Genomic DNA, 15,028 nt, shown 5'->3' with positions numbered 1-15,028 from the left:
CGCACGCTGCCGCGACGTGCAAGCCACGTGCGGTGCGGCAATGCGCTGGCGTCGTGCAGCCTCGCGGCACCTGCCCATTTCATTCGGTTTACTAATTAACAAGGTTGCCCCTTTCCATCGGCTTACCTGCTCGTCGTGCATGGGTGCGATCGCGGCGGCACACCGCTTTCCGACCGCTAGCGTTGCGCGCGGCCGTGTCCTTCCGTTGCGTTACCGTGAGGCCACCACCGTCCAGAGCCGCGCCAGATCACCGGAGCCGTCGGTGCCCTTGACCGTGCGCAGCACCTGGACCGCACGCGCCTTCTGGCCGGCCACGTAATAGGCCTCGCCGAGCCTCAGCCGCGCCGCATCGGGATGCTCGAGCCCGCCCTTCGCGATCGCCTGCTCCATCATCGACAGCCCCTGCTGCGCATGGCCCTCGAAGACGAGGTTCATGCCCGCGTCGATCGGCGCTGCCGGCGTCGTGGCGTCGCCGCCCGATTGCGCGCGCTTCGCCGCGAGCGTCTGCAGCCGCTTCTCGCGATCCGCCTGCGCGTCCTTGCCGAGTACGCCGGACGCGAACCCCTGGTCGATCACCTGCTTGCCTTCGGCGGCCGAGCCCGCGACCAGCGCAAGTTGCGTCATTTCCATGTACGCGCCGGCGGTCGAGAGCGAGCCCGTCGCCCGTCGCAACCGGTAGATGTCGAGGTCGAGCGACGGCAGATACCCGGGGTTGCCGCGAATGGCCGTGACCATTTCGTCCCAATACGCGGGGCTCGGGTGATACGCCACCAGCAGTCCGAGCGCACCGCGATATGCGTTGCCGTCCTTCACTTTCTGCGCGCAGCTCGCCAGCATCTGCAACTGCCCTTCATCCGGTGCGTGTCCGCCATTCGCCTGCGTGTCGGTGCTCGCTTTCAACTGGCTCACGAGCGGTGCGCAATCGTTCGACAGGTAGTAAGACTGCGTGAGCAGCGTGCGCATTTCCGGATCCGAGCCACCCGCCTTCAGGTAGCGCTGCGCGACGCGGATCGCCAGCGGATAGTTCTTCTGCTGGAAGTAGATGCCGGCCAGCGCCGCCGTGGTCCGCTGCTCGTCTTCGCCCGACAGCCGGCCCGAGTTCAGCACGCTCTCGTAGGCTTGTGCGGCCGTGCCCGAGTCGCCGGCTGCCATCGCTGCCGCGCCGCGCATTTCTTCCACCACGGTGGTTTCATACGGCGTCCGGTTCGGCACGGCGGCCGCCTGGGCGATCTTGCCGAGCGCGTCGCGATACTTGTGCGCCCGGTACAGCTCCTGCGCGGCCGCCAACGGTTTCGCCACGTCCGGCCGCAGCGCGTCCGCCGGCAGCGCCGGGCGGCCGAGCAGGGCCGCCGCGCCGAGCGCCGTCACCGCCATCATCCGTTTCAGTCGTCGCGGGTTCATCGGCTCGTCCGTATCGTCATTGCATGAACTGTTCGTTACCGATCAGGCCGATCTTGGTCGCGCCCACGCGTTGCGCGGAGGCGAGCACCGCGGCCACGTCCTTGTACGGCACCAGCTTGTTGGGGCGCAGATGGATCTCCGCCTGCACGGGCTCCGCTGCCACCTGGGTCAGTTTCGACTCGAGCGTCGCGCGGTCCGGCACCGGTGCGCCGTTCCATGTCGTCGTGCCGTCGAAGTCGATGTCGATCTGCACGATTTCCGGCGGCGCGGCCGGCGGCGGCGGATTCCCCACCGGCAGGTCCATCTTTACCGAATGCATCTGAATCGGGATCGTGATGATCAGCATGATCAGCAACACCAGCATCACGTCGATCAGCGGCGTGGTGTTGATATCGACCATCACTTCCGGTTCGGCATTGCTTCCGCCCGAAGGCACATTCATTCCCATCGTCGACTCCTGTCGATCCACGTTAGCGCTTTAGCGCTTACGTGGATCCCATGCTTCGCGGTCGATCCACGTTAGCGCTTTAGCGCCTACGTGGATCCCATGCCTCGCGCTCGACCAGCGTCAGCGCTCCACCACTTGCCGCCAGCCCCCTATCCCGCCACGATTGCGCTGCGCGACTATCCCCCGCGCGCCGGCGGCTCCGTAATGAACGACAGCTTCGCAATCCCCGCGCGCTCGCACATCGTGACCACCCGACCGATGAACTCGTAGCGCGTGTTCTGATCGCCCCGCACGTGGACGCTCGGCTGCGGCTGCTGCTGCGACACGTCCTTCAGTTTCGCGAGCAGCGTCTGTGCATCCACCAGTTGCTCGCCCCAGAAGAAATCGCCGTCGCGGTTCACCGCGATCTCGATGCTCTTCGGCGTCGTCTGCAGCGGCTGCACCGTCTCCTTCGGCAACTGAAGCTGGATCGTGTGCGTCACGACCGGAATCGTGATCAGGAAGATGATCAGCAACACCAGCATCACGTCGACGAGCGGCGTCGTGTTGATGTTGGCGATCACCTCGTCGCTATCGTCCTGCCCGACGTTCATGGCCATCGCGCGCCTCCCGTCAGCCGATCAGTTCGCAAGCGACGCAGCTGCCGGCGACGACGCGCGCACCGGGCGCCGATTGCCGGCCAGCAGCACCGTGTGCAGTTGCGCGCCGAAGTTGCGCACCCGCTCCATCACCGACTTGTTGCGCCGGACCAGGAAGTTGTAGCCGAGCACCGCCGGCACCGCGACGGCGAGGCCGATCGCGGTCATGATGAGCGCCTCGCCCACCGGGCCGGCGACCTTGTCGATCGACGCCTGGCCGGCGATGCCGATGGCCGTCAGCGCGTGATAGATCCCCCAGACCGTGCCGAACAGCCCGACGAACGGCGCGGTGGAGCCCACCGTGGCGAGGAAGGCGAGCCCGTCCTGCATCCGGTTCGACACGTTCGTGATCGAGCGCTCGACCGACACGTCGATCCACGTATTGCGGTCCACGGCTTCCAGCAGCGCCTCGTCATGATGCTCGCCGGCCTCGATCGCGGTTTCGGCGATGAAGCGGAACGGCGATGCCTCGTCGAGCAGCCTGGCGCCCTCGGCCAGCGACGGCGCGGACCAGAGCTGCGCGTCCGCCAGCTTCGCGCGGCGATTGGCGCGCAACTGCTCCACGAACTTCGTGATCATGATGTACCAGCTTCCCATCGACATGATCACCAGCAGGATCAGCACGAAACGGGCGACGAAATCGCCGTTCTTCCAAAGCGCGCCGAGCCCGTACGGATTCTCGACCGCTTCCGTCGTGGCCGGCGCGGGCGGCGGAGCCGGCTCGGCGGCGGCCGGAACCGGGGCCGGCGCAGCCGACGGCGCCGCTGCCTGTGCCGACGTGCCGGCCGCGCCGCTGGCCTGCGCGTGGGCGAGCTGCGGTGCAACGAACCCGTCGATTGCGGCGACGGACATCAGGATGCTTGCCGCCAGCGCGGCCAGTGAACGCTTCGTCATACCCCACTCCAGTTAATTCGATAAACTTAATACGTCAGTTCGAGATGGTTTTCTCCGGCCCGGATCGCGCCGGGCCGCCCACTGCATCAATTCAGATTGAACGAGAACGGTACCTGGACCCGTACCGGCTGGCCCTGCGCGACGCACTTGAATCGCTTCACGGTGTTGAAGGCAGCGCGATCGAGGATCGGATCGGCCGACTGCGCCACGCGCTCGTTCGTGATGTTCCCTTCCGCATCCACGACGAATTCGATGGTCACGTCGCCCGTGATGTTGTTTTCCTGCGCTTCCTTCGGATACTGGATCGACGCGCGAAGCGTGTCCGAATTCGGGCAAACCACCCCCACGTCATGGCTGACCGGCTTGGCCGGCGCCGGAGGCGCCACGACCGGCGCCTGCACGGCCGGCGCGGACGGTACCGGGGCTGACTGGTGCGTGATCGTCGCCTGCGGCGGCGCCTGCACCGGCACTTCCGGTGGCGGGACGAACGGCGGCGGCGGCGGCGCGAATTTCGGCGGCGGGAGCTTCACTACGGGCATCGGCGGCGGCGGCGGCGGCTTGACCGGCTCGATGATGCGGGTTTCGATCGGGTGCTGGATCACCTGCACGACTTTCGTCGCAAGGCCGTTGAGCAGCGCGTAGATCAGCACGGCATGCAGCACCAGGACGATTCCGATGCCGCCGAACCGGCGTACCGGGTTCTGTTGCCTCTTGCCGAACTCTCGCGGACGGCCCAGCGTAGCCAGTCCGCTGTTCGACGTAGCCAGACGTTCTTCGACTTTCATGCCCACCATCCATCCCCCAAGCGATTCGCCCAGTATCGGATTGCTGCCGGCGGCGAAGCCAGGTCGGCATCACCACCACATCAACCCGAACATTTCATTTCAAATTCAATTAGCAATCCGAATTGAAAGAATTCAATTCGAATGCAAATTCATTCTTTTTCAAGGAATCGTTCCGGCCGGCGCGGTCCGGATATGCACCGAAAAAAACGCGCCAGCACGTTCAGGCAATTGTCAGCTGAGCGGGCGGCACCTTACATTTCGTATGACGACCCACCGTTCGTTACACGGTGATGTCAGTGGCGCCGTTCACTTGGGTGCAGAAGATAGCAAGGAAAAAATTTTGACGTCAAACTTTATTTGATGCCCGAATACAAAGTTTGGAGGGTTTACTCAAATAATATTCCGGTAAGCACAAATCAACCTTTTATTATAAAAACGGTAATTGAATTGTATGGGTATATGCAAAACCGGATATTAATCTGCTTCAACATAAATATCGGCATATTTCACGCGCCGCACCAAAATGGCCCACTCCGGATGCGACTGGCAAGATGCACGCCCCCTCATCGGCGCCCCAATCGGTCGCCAGATACGCTGATCAACTGCCTCGAGCTGGTCGATACAGCTTCTTCAGAACGTCCGAAACACTCCGGATATCCATAAAATTTAGTCAGCAATGCGATACAAATTTCGTGATGGACCCGGCATCCTACAACCCATGAAAAATGATTTCGCATACCGAATTAACTATCTCGCGACCATTTACGGCTCTACACGCGCGCCGTCAGACACGCACCTACCAGCGCCCACACACCGCAAGCATCAGGAGTGCATGCCCTGCATCTTGTGCGAAAAATGTGCGCGCTCGGCCGTCTCCATCAGCGTCAGGAATTCATCCTGCATCATGTGGATCAGCGCTTCGTGGTCGCCGGCCTCGAAATACACTTCCGGCTGCTGCGCGAGACGTTCCTCGAGAAACGTCTTCATGCCGTACGCCATGCACACCGGCGGCAACGCGCCCATGTCGCAATCCTTGAACAGCTCGCGCAGCTCGACCTCCCGGGCGAGCACGAGATGGCGTCCCGTCTTCACCCAGAGATCCGACAGGCGCACGGCGTGCGTGGTCGGCAATACGGCGGCGACGTAGCCTTCGTCGTCTTCGAGAAGCACGGTTTTCGCGAGGCGATCGCCGGGAATATGCGCGGCGGCGGCCGTCTCCATGCTCGTATGGCTATAGGGGTGGTACACCACTTCGTACCGCGATGACTTCTGACGCAGGCAATCCTGCAGGGTGGCTGACACAGGCATGGCACACCTCGTCTGGGCGAAACGGGCGAACGGCGTTCGCACCGGATTCGTTCAGCATAGGTCGCATTCCCGCGGATGGAAAATCTCGCCGCTCCCGCGCTTCGCACAGGCTCGACACACGGGTTCAGTCCCCCGGATCGAGTCCCTTTTCGCGCAGCCATTCCCGATTGAACAGCCGCGTGCGATAGATATCGCCACGGTCGCACAGCAAGGTCACGATCGTGTGCCCCGGGCCCATCCGGCGGGCCAGCCAGACCGCCGCCGCGACGTTGATGCCGCTCGATCCGCCGACGTACAGCCCCTCCTCGCGCAGCAGCCGATAGACCATCGTCACGCACTGCTGATCGTCGATCCGCACGGCGTCGTCGATCGGCGTGTCCGCCAGGTTCATCGTGACGCGCGTCGATCCGATTCCTTCGGTGATCGAGCTGCCTTGCGCGCCGAGGTCGCCCGTTTTCACGTAACCGTAGAGCCCGCTGCCATGCGGGTCGGCGAGCACGATCCGGACGTCCGGATTCTGCTCTTTCAGAAAACGGCTCACGCCCGCCAGCGTGCCGCCCGTCCCGGTCGCGCAGACGAATGCATCGATCGTGCCCGCCGTATCGCGCCAGATCTCGGGCCCGGTCGTCTCGTAGTGCGCCTGGCGATTGACGACGTTGTCGAACTGGTTGGCCCACACAGCGTCGTCGAGTTCGTCCGCGAGCCGCCCGGCAATCTTCTGATAGTTGTTCGGGTCACGGTAGGGCGCCGCCGGCACCGGGCGCACCTCGGCGCCGAGCGTGCGCAGGATCGCCAGCTTGTCCGGCGATTGCGTGTCGGGGATCACGATCACGCAGCGATAGCCGCGCGCCGCGCAGATATGCGCGAGACCAATGCCGGTGTTGCCCGCCGTGCCCTCGACCACGGTGCCGCCTGGCTTCAGCACGCCACGCCGCTCGGCGTCGCGGACGATGTAGAGCGCCGCGCGGTCCTTCACCGACCCGCCCGGATTCATGAATTCCGCCTTGCCGAGGATCTCGCAGCCCGTCTCGGCGCTGAGCTTCGTCAAGCGAATCAGCGGCGTGCGCCCCACGCAGTCGACGAAGCCTTGTCGCACGTCCATGTCTTCCTCCGTTGACTTCGCGCAGCGCACGCGCCACACACAACGAAGGATAGGCCGCCCTCGCCGCTTTCGTCGCCGGTTGCCGCGTATTAAGCTTGAAGAGCCCATTGCGGCCCAAGCGCCGCATCGCGAGACGAGGTCCGCCATGCTGCAACTGCAAACCGTTGCCGTCGACAAACCCGAGACAGTGAACTTCATCCTCGGCCAGTCGCATTTCATCAAGTCCGTCGAGGACATCCACGAGGCGCTGGTCGGCACCGTGCCCGGCATCCGCTTCGGGCTCGCATTCTGCGAGGCGTCGGGTAAGCGGCTGGTGCGCCACTCCGGCACCGATGCGGCGCTCGTCGACCTTGCCTGCCGCAACGCCAGCGCGATCGGCGCCGGTCACGCGTTCATCGTGTTTCTCGGCGACGGATTCTTTCCCGTCAACGTACTCAATGCGATCAAGGCCGTGCCGGAGGTCTGCCGGATCTATTGCGCGACCGCGAACCCGACCGAGGTGATCGTCGCGGAAACCGCGCAAGGACGCGGGATCGTCGGCGTCGTCGACGGCTTCGGGCCGCTCGGCGTGGAAAATGACGACGACATCCGCTGGCGCAAGGACCTGCTGCGCACGATCGGCTACAAGGCGTAGGGACGCCCCGCCGCGGGCCTGTAGACCGCGCTGAATGGAACGCGCGTCGCGGCTGAGATTCCAGGGCGGACGACACTCAGACCGTTAGTTGCATTTGTGGCCACAAAAGCGCGCCGCCCTCCGCGTCGTGCCGCCGCCGTGCGCGTGCCCTATACTGCCCGCAGCACACTGACCGACGGCGCGCTGACGCACCGACCGCCGCGATTCTTCCCGGAGCCGCCATGCATTACCAGTTGACCTACGAACTCGTCGACGATTACCTGTCCCGTCGCGAACCGTTCCGCGCCCAGCACCTCGCGCTTGCGCAGGCGGCAACCGAGCGCGGCGAACTCGTGCTCGCCGGCGCGCTGTCGGACCCGGCCGACCAGGCTGTTCTCGTCTTCGAAGGGGATTCGCCGGAGGCGGCCGAGTCGTTCGCGCGCGCCGATCCGTACGTGCAGAACGGCCTCGTGAAATCGTGGCGCGTGCGTCCGTGGCGCGTCGTGGTCGGCAAGCACGCGCCGCCCCGCGCGTGAAGCGGGACTACAGCCACCCTGCCCGCTTGAAGCGCCACCACAACCCGAAGTCGGCGGCGACCATCACGGCGATGCAGCCGTAGAAGCCGTATTTCAGGTGCAGTTCGGGCATGTTCGCGAAGTTCATCCCGTAGATGCCGGCGATCATCGTCGGGATCGCGAACAGCGCGGCGAACGAGCCGAGGCGCTTCGTCACCTCGTTCTCGGCCAGCGAGATCATCCCGAGATTGACCTGGATCGCCGTGACCACCATCTCGCGCCGCCCTTCGATCGTCTTCACGATCCGCTGCAGATGGTCGTACACGTCGCGAAAATACGGCTCCATGCCGCTGCAGATTTGCGGAATGCGCCCGCCGGTGAGCTTCGCCAGCGGCTCGAGCAGCGGCGCCGTGTGCTGGTACAGCATCACGAGCCGGCGCTTCAGCGAATAGAGATCCTCGATGATCGCGCGCGACGATGCGGGCGTGGCCTTCGCGAAGATGCGGTCCTCGAGCTCCTCGAGTTCGGCGCCGAGCGTTTCGAGGATCGGGAAATAGCGGTCGACGACCTGGTCCATCAGCGCGTAGAACACGAATGCCGACCCTTCCCGGAGCAGATGCGGCTCACGCTCGCAGCGCTTGCGCACGTCGCGAAAATCGTGCTCGGTATGGTTGCGGATCGACAGCACGTAGTTCGGGCCGACGAACACGTTGAGCTCGCCGACATTGAATTCATCGTCGTCGTCCAGCTCGACCGTGTGCAGCACCGCGAACAGCGAATCGCCGTACTCCTCGATCTTCGGTCGCTGATGCCCCTTGCGGGCATCCTCGAGCGCCAGTTCGTGCAACCCGAATTCCTCGCCCATCAGGTCGAGTTCGTCGGGTGTCGGATCCTTCAGCGCGACCCACACGAAGCACTCGGGCTTCGACACGTAGTCGCTGATGGCGTCGATATCGATGTCGGCCAGCTTGCGGCCGTCCTGGTATGCAGCACAGTTGATCAGCATGGTGTCGTGACGTTGCGGTTTGCGCATCAGTTTACCGGTTTGCTGCGCGGGCGGCCCGGCTTGCGCGGCACGGCGATATTGGTCATGATCGGGCTGCGTGCGCCGCAGCATGCGCACCCGGCACTTCGGCCCCCAGCCGCACGGCGTGCGGCCCAATCGTCAAGGAGACAGACCCATGTGGTATTTCTCGTGGATACTCGGCATCGGCGTGGCGCTCGGCTTCGGCATCATCAACGCGATGTGGCTGGAAGCGGAAGTCTTCTCGCGCGGCGACAAGCGCAACGGCGCGTCGAGCCCGCGCTCGGGAGGCAACGCTTCGTGACGCATCTGGTGTTCTTCTGCGGTCACGCCGGTACCGGCAAGACCACGCTCGCGAAGCGGCTCATCGGGCCGCTGATGCGCGCGACCGGCGAGGCCTTCTGCCTGCTCGACAAGGACACGCTGTACGGCCGCTACAGCTCCGCCGCGATGGGTGCGCTCACCGAGGATCCGAACGACCGCGACAGCCCGCTCTACCTGAAGCACCTGCGCGATCCCGAATACCAGGGCCTGCTCGACACGGCCCGTGAAAATCTCGCGCTCGGCATCGGCGCGCTCGTGGTCGGCCCGCTGTCGCGCGAAGTGCGCGATCGCCGCATTCTCGACCGTGCGTGGCTCGGCATCGCGCCCGACGTCACGCTGACGGTGGTCTGGGTCTACACGTCGGAAGACGTCGCGCACCAGCGGATCGTCGCGCGCGGCAACCCGAACGATGCGTACAAGCTCGCGCACTGGGACGAATACCGGCAGCGCCGCTTCGTGCCCACCGGCCACGAATGCGACGGCATCGTGATGTTCGACAATACCGCGCCATCCGACGCCGACGTCGATGCGCTGCTGTACCGCATCGCGCCGCCCCCGCCGGCGGCCACGATCGTTCCGCCGCTGCCGGCCTGACCGGCCGCTCTTTTTCGTCACCCGCAAAAAACAACGCCGGAAGCGCTGCTGCGCTCCCGGCGTCGTACGGCCCTCGTGCCTGAGTCTGGCGGGTGGTCAGGCCACTTCGTGCACGCGCTCCATCGTGCCGCCTTCGTACAGCTTGCCGAAGCGGTTCGACAGGAATGCCTTCAGCGACACCTTTTCCTGCGGGATGAAACCGCTCTGCGGCAGCTTCTTTTCGCGGAACAGATCCAGCACCGCGCACATCGCGCCCGCCGTCGTGATCTGGATCGCGCTCATGTGCATCCCGCATACGTCCTTCGCGAAGATCTTGCGCGTGAACACGTCCTGCACCAGCTGGCCGTCCTTCACGCCCGTCACCGTGATGAACACGAGCACGACGTCCTGCTTCGTCGATGGCACCGCGCGGCGCATGATCGACTTCAGCGTGTCGCGGTCGGTCGACAGGCGCAGGTCTTCCAGCAGGAACTGCACGAGATCGCGGTGGCCCGGATAGCGCACCGACTTGTAGTCGAGCGTCTCGACCTTGCCCGACAGCGTCTCGCACAGCGTGCCCAGGCCGCCCGACGTGTTGAACGCTTCGTATTCGGTGCCGTCGAGCGAGAAGTGCTCGAGGCCTTCGAGCGGCTGCACCCACTGCTTGCGGCCGTCGCGGATCGCTTCGCACGGCTGGCAGTATTCGTTGATCAGGCCGTCGACGCTCCACGTCAGGTTGTACTTCAGCGCGTTGGTCGGATACTCGGGCAGCGCGCCGACGCGCATCTTCACGTCGCGCACTTCGCTGAAGCCGTTCACCAGCTCATGGGCGGCGAGACCGATGAAGCCCGGTGCGAGGCCGCACTGCGGCATGAACGCACGGTCGGAGCCTTCGGCCAGTTCGCGAATCGCGTGAGTTGCGCGCACGTCTTCGGTCAGGTCGAAGTAGTGGACGCCGGCAGCCTTCGCGGCGGCGGCAACGTTGACCGCGAGGTAGTAAGGCAGCGCGTTGACGAGCGCATCGAAGCCCTTCACTGCTTCGCGAATCGCGCTCGCGTCGGCCGAATCGACCCGTTGCGTCGCGATGCCTTCGCGCGACAGCTTCGCAAGCGCATCCGCATCACGGTCGAACGCGACGACTTCGTAGTCGCCCGTTTCACGCAGCATGTGAGCAATGGTGTGGCCGATCAGACCTGCGCCGACGATGGCGATTTTCATGCGCTTATCTCCTGATGATGGGTTGGTGTTGTGAACGGCGTTGAGCCATGAACACAGTGTAGGGACGCGCAAAATCAGTTCCAAGACGAAGAATGATGCGAAACGACCGATAATTTCGACGTTTCGACCACACTTTTCGTCTAAACGTCGAAATGACGCCTTTTGCCCGCTGCCGGCCTCGCTATGGCTGGCCTAAGTCTTCCGTTTCAGACTGCATGCCGACCACCCGATTTCCAAGGAGGCATCGCATGCAATCCCTGCCTGTCCATCGCACGCCGCACTGGCTGAACAAGGTGCCCGACGTCGCGCTGTCGTTCTGGATCATCAAGATCATGTCGACCACGGTCGGCGAAACCGGCGCGGACTTTCTCGCGGTCAACGCGGGCCTCGGCCAGACCGTCACCCGTGTCGCGATGGCGTCGCTGCTCGCGATCGCGCTGTGGCTGCAGTTGCGCACGCGCCGCTACGTGCCGTGGATCTACTGGCTCACGGTGGTGCTGGTCAGCATCGTCGGCACGCAGATCACCGACCTGCTCACCGACGGCCTGAACGTCAGCCTCTATGCGAGCACCGCCGCGTTTGCCGTCGCGCTCGCCGCGATCTTCTTCGTGTGGCATCGCGTCGAAGGCACGCTGTCGATCGACACCATCGTCACGCCGCGGCGCGAGCTGTTCTACTGGGCCGCGATCCTCTGCACGTTCGCGCTGGGCACCGCCGCGGGCGATCTCGCGACCGAGGCGCTCGGGCTCGGCTTCACGCTCGGCGCGCTGTGCTTCGGCGGCTTGATCGCGGCCGTGTTCGTGATGTGGCGGCTGGGCGCCAACGCGGTGCTCGCGTTCTGGATCGCGTACATCCTGACGCGCCCGTTCGGCGCATCGCTCGGCGACCTGCTCACGCAGGCCCGCACCTATGGCGGGCTCGGCTTCGGCGCCGCCTGGACGAGCCTGCTGTTCCTGACCGTGATCGTGCTGCTCGTCGCCGTCGCGCAATTCGGCAGCAGTCCGCGCACGCGCGCCGGTACCGCCGAATGACGCCCTTTCCTTTCCGTCTTTTCCGTTCATTGAATCGAGGACACCCCATGCGCATTCCCCATCCCGTTTCCCGCCTCGCCGTGGCCGCGGCCACGATTGCCCTGCTGGGCGCCGCCGCCGGCTGCTCGAAGCAGCAGAATGCAAGCGCAGCGACTCCGGTGGCCGCGTCGGCCGCCGCAGCGCCCCGCGCATCGAAGCTCGGCGACCTGTCGCAGTTCCGCACGATCGCCGTCGACGTGAACACGCTCGTCGCCAAGGGCGACCTGCCCGGCGCGAAAACGCGCATCAAGGATCTCGAGATCGCGTGGGACTCGGCCGAGGCCGGCCTCAAGCCGCGCGCGGCCGCCGACTGGCACATGGTCGACCAGGAGATCGACCGCGCGCTTTCCGCGCTGCGAGCCGACCATCCGACCCAGGCCGATTCGGCTGCCGCGATGAAGAGCCTGCTCGCGGTTCTCGACCGGTTCAGCGGCAAATAAGGATCGCAGCGTGCGTGCCGCGTGACGCCCGTGCGGGAATCGCATACGCTGGCGGCGTTTGCACGGCACGGAGAACACGCATGCGGATACTGCTCGTCGAAGACGACCCGATGATCGGCGAGGCCGTCCATGCCGCGCTGAAGGACGCGTCGTACGCCACCGACTGGGTCACCGACGGCGTGCGCGCGTTGACCGCGTTCGCCGCGCAGCCCTACGACCTGGTCCTGCTCGATCTCGGCCTGCCCGGCCGCGACGGGCTCGACGTGCTGGCCGCCATCCGCGCGAAGGACGCCAGCGCACCGCTGCTGATCGTCACCGCCCGCGACGGGCTCGACGATCGCCTGGCCGGCCTCGACGGCGGCGCCGACGACTACATCGTGAAGCCGTTCGAGATGGCCGAGCTGCTCGCGCGGATTCGCGTCGCGATCCGGCGCCGGGCCGGTTCGGCCGCGCCGCTGCTGAGCAACGGAATCGTGTCGCTCGATCCGGCCACGCGCGAGGCCGCCGTCGACGGGCAAGCGCCGGTGCCGCTGTCGAATCGCGAATTCTCGCTGCTGCGCGCGTTGCTGGTGCGCCCGGGCGCGATCCTGTCGCGGCGCGAGCTCGAGGATCGCCTGTACGGCTGGGGCGAGGAAGTCGAAAGCAATGCAGTCGAATTCCTGATCCATTCGCTGCGCCGCAAGCTCGGCAGCACCGTGATCAAGAACGTCAGGGGTGCGGGATGGATGGTTTCAAGAAGCGCCTGAGCGAGTCGATCGGCTTGCGGCTGTCGGTCGCGCTGTCGGCCGCGATCCTGGCCGTCGCGACGGCCGCGGCCGCGTTCGCGTTTTCATCGGCATTCGATGAAGCGCACGAACTGCAGGACGACGTGCTGCGCGAGGTCGCGACACTGCTCGACCGCGAGCACGCGCCGTCGCTCCATGCCGACGGTACCGGGCACGCACGCGAAAGCGACGAACTGTCGCGCGTGTTCGTGCAGCCGCTCGGCGGCACACCGCAACCGGGCAGCGACGGCGCACCGCGGCTCGCGCTGGCGCCGACGCTTGCCGACGGACTGCATACGGTCGATGCCGGCGGCAGCACGTATCGCGTGATGGTCCGCACCTTCGCGAACGGCGAGCGCATCGCGGTCGCCCAGGAAGCCGGCATGCGCGACGACGTCGCACGCGAAAGCGCGTGGCGCACCGCGTTGCCGCTGCTGATCCTCGTCCCGATCCTGCTGTTGCTCGTCGCCGATCTCGTGCGCAAGCTGTTTCGCCCGGTCGCCGTGCTGTCCGCCGGCATCGATGCGCGCGACGAGCACGACCTGCGCCCGGTGCCGGCCGAGCACGTGCCGGTCGAAGTGCGGCCGTTCGTCGTCGCGATCAACCGGATGCTCGGGCGCGTCGCGCAGTCGGTCGCCGCACAGCGCCGCTTCGTCGCCGACGCCGCGCACGAACTGCGCTCGCCGCTCACGGCGATGTCGCTGCAGGCCGAGCGCCTCGCCGAGGCCGACCTGCCGGACGATGCGCGCGCACGGCTCGCCGCGCTGCGCGGCGGGCTCGACCGCAGCCGCCACCTGATCGGTCAACTGCTCGCGCTCGCGCGAGCGCAAAACGCGCCGGCCGCGCCGCCCGGCGACGTGTCGGTGCATGCGATCTATCGGCGCGTGCTGGAATACCTGATGCCGCTCGCCGACGCGAAAACCATCGACATCGGCATCGAAGACGGCCCGGACACGCACGTGCCCGTCGACGAACTCGAACTCGTGTCGCTCGTGATGAACCTGGTCGACAACGCGATCCGCTACACGCCGCCGGGCGGACGCGTGGACCTGTCGACGCAATGCACGGACACGCACGTATGCGTGACGATCGCCGACACCGGGCCGGGCATCGCGCCGCACGAACGCGAACGTGTGTTCGACCCGTTCTACCGCGTGCCCGGCAACGCGCAGATCGGCTCCGGGCTCGGCCTGTCGATCGTGAAGGTCGTCGCGGACCGGATGGGTGCCGACATTGCGCTCGCGTATGCGGATGAAGCGCAATCGCGCGGGTTGCGCATCTCGGTGCGGATTCCGCTCGCGCGGCCGCCCGGCGCGGCGCAGCCCGACAGCCGGGCCGATACCCCGGCGCAACACTCACGGCGCGACGCAGGCCGCGCCTGAGCGTCAGCCGCCGATCGTCCCGCGATCGATCTTGCGCGACAGGATGATCGACGTCGTCGTGCGTTCGACGCCTTCGAGCGTGCCGATCTGGTCGAGCAGGTCGTTGAGCCGTTCGGGCGAATCGGCGCGCAGCCATGCGACGTAGTCGTACTCTCCGCTCACCGCGCACAGCAACTGCACCTCGGGCATCCGGTCGAGCTTGCGCAACACGTCCTTGCCGAACTTCGGCGTGAGGATGATGCCGACGTACGCATAAATGCTCGCATCGAGCACGTCCTGTCCGAGCCGGACGCTGTAGCCGGCGATCACGTTGGTGCGTTCGAGCCGCGCGATGCGGGCGACGACCGTCGTGCGCGCGACGTCGAGCTGGCGCGCCAGATCCGCGACGCTGGCGCGCGCATCGGCCTGCAGCAGCGCGACCAGTTGCCGGTCGAGATCGTCGAGTTGGTCGAGGCGGGGTGGACGCATGAGGCTGGGCCGGGGCACGACGCGCCGGCTGAGTGAAAGGTGACGCGATGATAGCGCCGAA

At 65.8% G+C, this 15,028-nt stretch carries 19 protein-coding genes; 9 read left to right on the top strand and 10 right to left on the bottom strand.

Annotation, left to right across the window (positions count from 1 at the left end; genetic code table 11):
* Positions 1–210: 210 nt before the first annotated feature.
* From C5O79_RS07005 to C5O79_RS06985, 5 genes are all read right to left on the bottom strand, one after another.
* Positions 211–1,401, bottom strand: coding sequence for a tetratricopeptide repeat protein (locus C5O79_RS07005; RefSeq protein WP_046545777.1), 1,191 nt, complete (start codon positions 1,399–1,401; stop codon positions 211–213).
* Between the two features lie 16 nt (positions 1,402–1,417).
* The gene (locus C5O79_RS07000) at positions 1,418–1,849 is read right to left on the bottom strand and encodes a biopolymer transporter ExbD (RefSeq protein WP_039357991.1); all 432 of its coding nucleotides are present in this window, start codon (positions 1,847–1,849) and stop codon (positions 1,418–1,420) included.
* 176 nt (positions 1,850–2,025) lie between these two features.
* Positions 2,026–2,448, bottom strand: coding sequence for a biopolymer transporter ExbD (locus C5O79_RS06995; protein WP_021160935.1), 423 nt, complete (start codon positions 2,446–2,448; stop codon positions 2,026–2,028).
* Between the two features lie 21 nt (positions 2,449–2,469).
* Positions 2,470–3,381 carry a MotA/TolQ/ExbB proton channel family protein gene (locus C5O79_RS06990; RefSeq protein ID WP_046545778.1) on the bottom strand — a complete coding sequence of 304 codons (912 nt, stop codon included), beginning with the start codon at positions 3,379–3,381 and terminating at the stop codon, positions 2,470–2,472.
* Positions 3,382–3,467: 86 nt separating this feature from the next.
* Complete coding sequence (locus tag C5O79_RS06985; RefSeq protein ID WP_046545779.1) at positions 3,468–4,166, bottom strand: energy transducer TonB; 699 nt, start codon at positions 4,164–4,166, stop codon at positions 3,468–3,470.
* On the opposite strand from C5O79_RS06985, the gene C5O79_RS06980 reads away from it, so the two are divergent.
* Positions 4,165–4,527, top strand: coding sequence for a hypothetical protein (locus C5O79_RS06980; protein WP_124472343.1), 363 nt, complete (start codon positions 4,165–4,167; stop codon positions 4,525–4,527). The genes C5O79_RS06985 and C5O79_RS06980 overlap by 2 nt on opposite strands.
* A gap of 461 nt (positions 4,528–4,988) precedes the next feature.
* Here the strand turns inward: C5O79_RS06980 and C5O79_RS06975 are convergent, their stop codons facing one another.
* Both C5O79_RS06975 and C5O79_RS06970 read right to left on the bottom strand, forming a co-directional pair.
* Positions 4,989–5,474, bottom strand: a complete 486-nt coding sequence (locus C5O79_RS06975) for a YbaK/EbsC family protein (RefSeq protein WP_046545780.1) — start codon at positions 5,472–5,474, stop codon at positions 4,989–4,991.
* A gap of 124 nt (positions 5,475–5,598) precedes the next feature.
* A complete protein-coding gene (locus C5O79_RS06970; protein WP_122473963.1) occupies positions 5,599–6,576 on the bottom strand; it encodes a cysteine synthase A in 978 nt (325 codons plus the stop codon).
* Between the two features lie 145 nt (positions 6,577–6,721).
* Between C5O79_RS06970 and C5O79_RS06965 the strand changes: the two genes are divergently transcribed.
* Positions 6,722–7,210 carry an adenosine-specific kinase gene (locus C5O79_RS06965; RefSeq protein ID WP_105816623.1) on the top strand — a complete coding sequence of 163 codons (489 nt, stop codon included), beginning with the start codon at positions 6,722–6,724 and terminating at the stop codon, positions 7,208–7,210.
* A gap of 221 nt (positions 7,211–7,431) precedes the next feature.
* Complete coding sequence (locus C5O79_RS06960; protein ID WP_039357977.1) at positions 7,432–7,725, top strand: YciI-like protein; 294 nt, start codon at positions 7,432–7,434, stop codon at positions 7,723–7,725.
* A 7-nt stretch (positions 7,726–7,732) separates the two neighbouring features.
* On the opposite strand, the gene corA is transcribed toward C5O79_RS06960, so the two are convergent.
* A complete protein-coding gene (gene corA / locus C5O79_RS06955; protein WP_122474540.1) occupies positions 7,733–8,710 on the bottom strand; it encodes a magnesium/cobalt transporter CorA in 978 nt (325 codons plus the stop codon).
* Positions 8,711–8,885: 175 nt separating this feature from the next.
* Between corA and cydX the strand changes: the two genes are divergently transcribed.
* Positions 8,886–9,032 (top strand): cytochrome bd-I oxidase subunit CydX, encoded by a 147-nt coding sequence (gene cydX / locus C5O79_RS06950; RefSeq protein WP_039357973.1) that lies wholly within the window; start codon positions 8,886–8,888, stop codon positions 9,030–9,032.
* On the top strand, positions 9,029–9,646 hold the full coding sequence (locus C5O79_RS06945; protein ID WP_122473964.1) for an ATP-binding protein: 618 nt from the start codon (positions 9,029–9,031) through the stop codon (positions 9,644–9,646). Before cydX ends, C5O79_RS06945 begins: the two co-directional genes overlap by 4 nt.
* A 96-nt stretch (positions 9,647–9,742) precedes the next feature.
* Here the strand turns inward: C5O79_RS06945 and C5O79_RS06940 are convergent, their stop codons facing one another.
* Positions 9,743–10,843, bottom strand: coding sequence for a saccharopine dehydrogenase NADP-binding domain-containing protein (locus tag C5O79_RS06940; RefSeq protein WP_122473965.1), 1,101 nt, complete (start codon positions 10,841–10,843; stop codon positions 9,743–9,745).
* A 248-nt stretch (positions 10,844–11,091) separates the two neighbouring features.
* On the opposite strand from C5O79_RS06940, the gene C5O79_RS06935 reads away from it, so the two are divergent.
* From C5O79_RS06935 to C5O79_RS06920, 4 genes are all read left to right on the top strand, one after another.
* Positions 11,092–11,874, top strand: a complete 783-nt coding sequence (locus tag C5O79_RS06935; RefSeq protein WP_048022787.1) for a membrane protein — start codon at positions 11,092–11,094, stop codon at positions 11,872–11,874.
* 47 nt (positions 11,875–11,921) lie between these two features.
* Positions 11,922–12,353, top strand: coding sequence for a hypothetical protein (locus C5O79_RS06930; RefSeq protein WP_047850840.1), 432 nt, complete (start codon positions 11,922–11,924; stop codon positions 12,351–12,353).
* Positions 12,354–12,433: 80 nt separating this feature from the next.
* On the top strand, positions 12,434–13,099 hold the full coding sequence (locus C5O79_RS06925; protein WP_039357951.1) for a response regulator transcription factor: 666 nt from the start codon (positions 12,434–12,436) through the stop codon (positions 13,097–13,099).
* Positions 13,075–14,499, top strand: a complete 1,425-nt coding sequence (locus tag C5O79_RS06920; RefSeq protein WP_122473966.1) for a HAMP domain-containing sensor histidine kinase — start codon at positions 13,075–13,077, stop codon at positions 14,497–14,499. The genes C5O79_RS06925 and C5O79_RS06920 overlap by 25 nt, the downstream gene beginning before the upstream one ends.
* Before the next feature lie 3 nt (positions 14,500–14,502).
* Here the strand turns inward: C5O79_RS06920 and C5O79_RS06915 are convergent, their stop codons facing one another.
* Positions 14,503–14,967, bottom strand: coding sequence for an Lrp/AsnC family transcriptional regulator (locus C5O79_RS06915; RefSeq protein WP_006481526.1), 465 nt, complete (start codon positions 14,965–14,967; stop codon positions 14,503–14,505).
* Positions 14,968–15,028 lie beyond the last annotated feature (61 nt).

Source organism: Burkholderia sp. SRS-25, assembly GCF_004343765.1.
GTDB classification, from domain to species: domain Bacteria; phylum Pseudomonadota; class Gammaproteobacteria; order Burkholderiales; family Burkholderiaceae; genus Burkholderia; species Burkholderia contaminans.
This window is presented reverse-complemented; position numbering and strand designations above follow the sequence as displayed.